Here is a 4,226-nt window from a genome sequence, read left to right on the forward strand (position 1 = left end):
GCTCGCGGTCCGTGTCCCCGGTGTCGGCGCTGCGGAGCCCGCGGCCGGCACCGGCGAGGCGGAGCGTCCGTCCACGGGCGGGTGACCGAGCGGCCCGGCGATGCGCACGCTGCGCATCGACCCGGGTACGGCACGGGTATTGCGGTGCGGTGTCGATCCGGTCCGGTCTCGTGGGAGTGCGCCCACCCGGTGCGCGACTTTCGTAGTATTCGCGACCGTGGGTGCGGAGAACGAACGTCCAGACGCGACGCGGAACCGGTCCGTGCTCGCCCGGGGGCTGTCCGTGCTGGACGCCTTCACCGACGGCACGGCGGAGCTGAGCCTGGCCGAGCTGGCCGCGCGGACCGGGCTGCCGAAGCCGACGGTCCACCGGCTGCTCGGTGACCTGGTGGAGTGGGGTGCGGTGGAGCGCTCCGGGCCGGGGTACTACCGGCTGGCCACGAAGCTGTTCCGGCTCGGGCAGCTGGTGCCGCGGCAACGGGTGCTCCGGAAGGCGGCACTGCCGCATCTGGAGCATCTGCAGCGGATCAGCGGGGAGAACGTCCACGTCGCCGTCCCGGACAACGTGTACACGCTGTTCCTGGAGAAGGTCACCGGCGGCCGGGCGATGGCGGTCCGGTCGCGGGTCGGGAGCAGGATGCCGACCCACTGCACCGCCACCGGCAAGGTGTTTCTGGCCTGGGGCGGGCAGGACCGGCTGCGCCGGGTCGTGGCGGCGGGGCTGCCCCGGATCACCCCGCGCACGATCGTGCTGCCCGGACTGCTGCACCGGGACCTGGAGCGGACGGTGGAACGCGGGGTGGCCGTCTCCCGGGAGGAGGTCGAGCACGGGGTGGCGGCCGTGGCCGCGCCGGTGCTCTCCTCCGGCGGCCGGGTGATCGCGGCCGTCTCGGTCACCGGGCGCGCGCAGACGCTCGACGTGGACCGGCTCTCGGACGCCGTGCGCGGCGCCGCGAGCTCGATGTCGACCACGCTGTCGGCGGGCTTCTGACGGCCCTCCCGCCCGGGACCCCCGCCGTGCCCGTCCCGCCCGGGACCCGCCGTGCATGGTGTGCCCCGTTCGGGGAAACCTGGTGGCGGCCGGACCGGCCGTGTTCGTTAACCTGTGCTGTCGGCTCCGCCCGGCCGGGGCCCACCGGCCGCAGGACGAGCGGTTTCCCCTGATGCCGGAACCAACCGACGACCCACCGAGATCAACAGACCGACCCAGATCAACAGACCCTGTCGGAAGGACTCCGCGAAGTGCTTCGCACGCATGAGGCCGGCACGCTCCGTGCCGGGCACGTTGGCCAGACCGTCACCCTCACCGGATGGGTGGCCCGGCGGCGCGATCACGGCGGGGTGATCTTCATCGACCTGCGGGACGCCGGCGGGGTGGCGCAGGTGGTCTTCCGCGAGGGGGAGATGGCCGACCGCGCCCACCACCTGCGGGCGGAGTACTGCCTCCGGGTCGTCGGGGAGGTCGCACGGCGCCCCGAGGGCAACGAGAACCCGGAGATCGGCACCGGGGACATCGAGGTGCTGGTGACCGACCTGGAGGTGCTGTCCGAGTCGGCGGTGCTGCCCTTCCCGCTCGACGAGCGGCTGGAGGTCGGCGAGGAGATCCGGCTGAAGTACCGCTACCTCGATCTGCGGCGCGCGGCGCCCGCCCGGGCGATGCGGCTGCGCAGCGAGGTCAACCGGGCGGCCCGGGAGGTGCTGCAGGCGCACGACTTCGTCGAGGTGGAGACCCCGACGATGACCCGGTCCACCCCGGAGGGCGCCCGCGACTTCCTGGTTCCCGCCCGCCTGCGGCCCGGGTCGTGGTACGCGCTGCCGCAGTCGCCGCAGCTGTTCAAGCAGCTGCTGATGGTCGGCGGTCTCGAACGGTACTACCAGATCGCGCGCTGCTACCGCGACGAGGACTTCCGCGCCGACCGGCAGCCCGAGTTCACCCAGCTGGACGTCGAGATGAGCTTCGTCGACCAGGACGACGTGATCGCCCTGGCCGAGGAGGTCCTCGCGGCGCTGTGGCGGCTGGTGGGCGTCGAGGTGCGCACCCCGTTCCCGCGTCTGCCGTACGCCGAGGCGATGGCCCGCTACGGCACGGACAAGCCGGACCTGCGGTTCGGGCTGGAGCTCACCGAACTCACCGACTTCTTCGCCGACACCCCGTTCCGCGTGTTCCAGGCGCCCTACGTCGGCGCGGTGGTCATGCCCGGAGGGGCCGACCAGCCCCGGCGGCAGCTCGACGCCTGGCAGGAATGGGCCAAGCAGCGCGGTCACAAGGGCCTCGCCTACGTGCTGATCGGCGAGGACGGCACTCTCGGCGGGCCGGTGGCGAAGAACCTCGCCGAGCACGAGCGCGCCGGTCTCGCCGACGCCGTGGGGGCGAAGCCGGGGGACTGCGTGTTCTTCGCCGCGGGCAGGCCCGCCGACGCCCGGCACCTGCTCGGCGCGGCACGGGTGGAGATCGCCGAGGCGCTCGGCATGATCGACGAGACCGCGTGGTCGTTCGTGTGGGTCGTCGACGCCCCGATGTTCGAGGCGGCCGAGGACACCGAGGACGTCACCGTGGGGTCCGGGCAGTGGACCGCACTGCACCACGCGTTCACGTCCCCGACCCCGGAGTGGGTCGACAAGTTCGACGCCGACCCCGGCAACGCCCTGGCCTACGCCTACGACATCGTCTGCAACGGCAACGAGATCGGGGGCGGGTCCATCCGTATCCACCGGCCGGACGTGCAGAAGCGGGTCTTCGAGGTGATGGGCCTGCCCGAGGCCGAGGCGCAGGAGAAGTTCGGCTTCCTGCTCGACGCGCTGCAGTACGGGCCACCGCCGCACGGCGGGATCGCGTTCGGCTGGGACCGCATCGTGATGCTGCTGGCCGGGGCCGACTCGCTGCGGGAGGTCATCGCGTTCCCGAAGTCGGGTGGCGGGTTCGACCCGCTCACCGGCGCCCCCGCCCCGATCACCGCCCAGCAGCGCAAGGAGGCCGGCGTCGACGCCGCCCCGGACGGGGCCCGTCGGTCCGGCTGAATCGCCCGGTCGCGACGCCGCGCCGCGGCCGGACCGGCGGTTCCGCACTCCGGAGCTGCCCGTTCCGACTGTGGTGAGCGTCGCTTTCCGCCTAGTAGGGTCGTGGACGATGATTCTGGATGCCTCCTCCACCGACGATTCGACGGCAGCGTCCTCCTCCGTCGGTCCCGGAGAGGAACAATCCCCGGTGACGGTCGCGGTGGCGGCGGCCGAGGCGGTGCTGTCGGCCCGGTTCGGCAGCTCGATCCCGTTGGACGAACCCGAGGGGCTGCCCGGCAGCGGCCCGGCGACCGTGGTGCGGGCCCGGGTCGCCTCGTCGGCGTTCGCACTGCCCCGCACCCTGGTGATCAAGCACTATCCCGTCGTCGACGGTGAACCGGACTCGTTCGCCCGGGAGGCCGCCAGTTACCAGCTGTTCACGGCGCTGCCGCCGGAGGAACGGGTGTGCCCCGAGCTGCTCGCGCACGACGCCGAGCGGCGGATCCTGGTGCTCGACGACCTGGGCCGGACCCCCACCCTGGAGGACAAGCTGCGCGCCTCGGACGCCCGGGCGGCCGAGACCGCGCTGCTGTCCTGGGCCCGTTCCCTCGGCCGGATCCACGCCAGCACGGCCAGCAGGGAGGCCGACTTCCACGCGCTGCTGCGCAGACTGGGTGGCCCGGGCCGGGGCGAGGACGACGCCGACCCCGGTGACGACACGGTGCCGCCCGAGGTGCTCACCGAGCTTCCCGCGCTCCTGGCCGACTCCTGCGGTGTGTCGACCCCGGACGCGGTGACCGAGGCGGTCACCCGCGCGGTGGAGCACGCCCGCTCGGTGTCGTACCGGGCGTTCAGCCCCGTCGGGCTGTGGCCGGACAACAACCTCGTCACCGGGACGGGGGTCCGGTTCCTGGACTTCGAGCACGGGCGCATCCGCAGCGCGCTCGCCGACGTGGCGCACCTGCGGGTGCCGTTCGCCACCAGTCCGGGGGCGCTCGCCCTGCCGTCGGGCATGAGCGAGGCCATGACGTCCGCGTGGCGGGCGGAGGTCACCGAGTTGTGGCCCGCGCTCGCCGACGACGACCTGCTGTCGTCCTACGCGCTGGGCGCGCAGCTCGTGCTGGTGTGGCTGTCCACCTGGCGGGACCTCCCCGAGGTGGCCGAGCTGCGCGGCGCGGGCCCGACCAGCCGTGCCGCGGCGCTGACCACCTGGTGGCGCGACCTCGCCC

Annotated in this window: 3 protein-coding genes; all 3 read left to right on the forward strand. The window is 73.5% G+C overall.

What is annotated here, in order from left to right; translation table 11 throughout:
- Positions 1 to 217: 217 nt before the first annotated feature.
- Positions 218 to 991: an IclR family transcriptional regulator gene (locus tag SACPADRAFT_RS0218950; protein ID WP_028662585.1), complete on the forward strand. Its 774-nt coding sequence runs from the start codon at positions 218 to 220 to the stop codon at positions 989 to 991.
- A gap of 251 nt (positions 992 to 1,242) precedes the next feature.
- On the forward strand, positions 1,243 to 3,018 hold the full coding sequence (gene aspS, locus SACPADRAFT_RS0218955) for an aspartate--tRNA ligase (protein ID WP_007026705.1): 1,776 nt from the start codon (positions 1,243 to 1,245) through the stop codon (positions 3,016 to 3,018).
- Between the two features lie 109 nt (positions 3,019 to 3,127).
- On the forward strand, positions 3,128 to 4,226 hold a 1,099-nt coding region (locus SACPADRAFT_RS28740), incomplete at its 3' end, for a hypothetical protein (RefSeq protein ID WP_007026704.1).

It is taken from the genome of Saccharomonospora iraqiensis subsp. paurometabolica YIM 90007 (assembly GCF_000231035.2).
Lineage (GTDB): Bacteria > Actinomycetota > Actinomycetes > Mycobacteriales > Pseudonocardiaceae > Saccharomonospora > Saccharomonospora paurometabolica.